Origin of the sequence: Roseomonas sp. BN140053 (genome assembly GCF_047690175.1) — a bacterium.
GTDB lineage: Bacteria > Pseudomonadota > Alphaproteobacteria > Acetobacterales > Acetobacteraceae > Roseomonas.
On the sequence record NZ_JBLLEB010000085.1, the window covers coordinates 1 to 2,323 of the forward strand.

2 protein-coding genes are annotated in these 2,323 nt (G+C 69.7%); both read left to right on the plus strand.

The features are described 5' to 3' along the window. The first annotated feature begins 141 nt into the window (after window positions 1-141). Complete coding sequence (gene istA, locus ACLIBK_RS25460) at window positions 142-1,401, plus strand: IS21 family transposase (RefSeq protein WP_415390102.1); 1,260 nt, start codon at window positions 142-144, stop codon at window positions 1,399-1,401. Then, on the plus strand, window positions 1,398-2,261 hold the full coding sequence (istB, locus tag ACLIBK_RS25465) for an IS21-like element helper ATPase IstB (RefSeq protein ID WP_415390103.1): 864 nt from the start codon (window positions 1,398-1,400) through the stop codon (window positions 2,259-2,261). Before istA ends, istB begins: the two co-directional genes overlap by 4 nt. Window positions 2,262-2,323 lie beyond the last annotated feature (62 nt).

Genomic DNA, 2,323 nt, shown 5'->3' on the forward strand with positions numbered 1-2,323 from the left:
TGTAGGCGCCGAGACGACACTCCCCAGAAGTGCCGACTGAAAATTCCCCAGCTGGGCTGACGGGCCGGCCTGGTCAGGAATGCCTTGGTCGGCCGGCCATGGACCCCATGCTGCCCCTGTCCTGACGGGGGAGAGGCGCTGGTGGTCCGACTTGGGGAGGTCGTCATGATCCTGGACCTGCACCGGCAGGGCCTCTCGGTATCCGCCATCGCCCGGCGGACCGGGCTCGACCGCAAGACGGTGCGCAAATACGTGGAGCGCGGCCTGGAGCCGCCGGTCTACGGCCCGCGCCAGCCCCGGGGCACCCTTCTAGACCCGTTCAGCCGGTACCTGCGCGAGCGGATCGCGGCTTTTCCGGATCTAACCGGGCGGCGGCTGCATCGGGAGTTGCGCGATCTTGGCTACGAGGGCGGCTACACCCGGCTGACCGACTTCCTCCGCGACGTTCGCCCTCCGGCGGCATCCGGCTTCGAGCACCGCTTCGAGACCCCGCCCGGGCAGCAGGGGCAGGTCGACTTCGCGCAGTTCCGCACCGAGTTCGCCGACGAGCCCGGGACGGCGCGCATCGTCTGGCTGTTCTCCATGGTTCTCGGGCACAGCCGGATGCTGTGGGCGCGCTTTGTCCTGCACCAGGATCTGCCGACGGTACTCCGCTGCCACATGGCAGCTTTCGAGGCGCTCGGTGGTGTGCCGGCCGAGATCCTCTACGACCGCATGCGCACCGCGGTGGTGGGCGAGGATGCGCAGGGCATCGCCTACAACCCCACCTTGCTCCAGATGGCGCGGCACTACGGCTTCCTGCCCAGGGCGTGCCGCCCCTACCGGCCGCAGAGCAAGGGAAAGGTCGAGAGACCGTTCCGCTACGTGCGCGAGGACTTCTTCCTCGCCCGGAGCTTCCGCAATCTCGACGACCTCAATGTCCAGCTCCGGCAATGGCTGGACGAGGTGGCCAACTGCCGAGTGCACGCGACTACCCGCCGCATCGTTGCCGAGCACTTCGCCGAGGAGATGCCGGGCCTTAGGCCACTTCCCGCCGGCCCCTTCCAGGCCACGCTGCGCCTCGAGCGGCGGATCACCCGCGACGGCATGGTCTCGGTGGACGGCAACCTCTACAGCGTGCCCGACAGCACGCACCGCCGCACCGTCGAGGTGCACCTGCTCGCTGACGAGCTGCGCATCTTCGAGGAGAACCGCCTGGTGGCGAGCCACCCGGTGCTCGAGGGCCGCGGCCACCGCCGGGTTTCCGGTGGGCACCGTCGGCTTCTATCGCCAGCCAGCCGTCCCTCAGGGGCCACTGGTCCGGTCCTCCCCATCCGCGCAGGCGAGACCGTCATGCGCCGGCCGCTCGCCTTCTACGCCGCCGTCGCCCAGCGTCTGGCCGAGGAGGGGACCCGCTCATGAGGGACGACGCTCCGGCCCCGGCCACCCTGGAGCGGGTGCGGCGCCATCTGGTCGGGCTGCGCATGCCACGCGCGCTCGAGGTGCTCGACCATGTCGTCCGCCAGGTCGAGCGCGGGGAGATCGGCACGCTGGAGGCGGTCGATGCCCTGCTTGCCGAGGAGCTGACCCTGCGCGAGGGGCGCCGCATCAAGGCGGCGCTGCAGATGGCGCGCCTCGGCGTGGTTAAGACGCTGGCGAGCTTCGACTTCTCGTTCCAGCCATCCCTCGACCGCAACCGCATCCTGGCCCTGGCCGAACTCGACTTCATCCGCCGGCACGAAGTGGTGCACCTGCTCGGCCCGCCTGGGACTGGCAAGAGCCACCTGGCGGTCGCCCTCGGTGTCGAGGCAGTTCGGGCCGGTCACAGCGTCTACTTCGCCTCCCTCGCCGACATCGTCGCCTCGCTGGCCAGGGCCGAGCGGGAGGGGAGCCTGCGCGAGCGCATCCGGTTCCTGTGCCGGGCCTCGCTGCTCATCGTCGACGAGATCGGCTACCTGCCGATCACCTCCGGCAACGGCAACCTGTTCTTCCAGCTGGTCAACGCCCGCTATGAGCGCGGCGCCATGATCCTGACCTCCAACCGGGGCTTTGCCGAATGGGGCGAGGTATTCGGCGACCCCGTCGTCGCCACCGCCCTGCTAGACCGGCTGCTGCACCACGCCGTGGTCGTCCAGATCGAGGGCTCGAGCTACCGCCTGCGCCAGCACGTCGACCTCGTGCCCGACGCCATGCGTATCCCGGCCGCGGCGCTCTCCCAGGTACCGCCGCGCCGGCGAGGCAGACCTCCCAAGGCCCGACCTGCAGAGCCGAACGCCACCTGACCACCCAGCACCTGGGGAAATTTACTTCGGCACTTCTGAGGAGAATCCGGTCGGCGTTGACA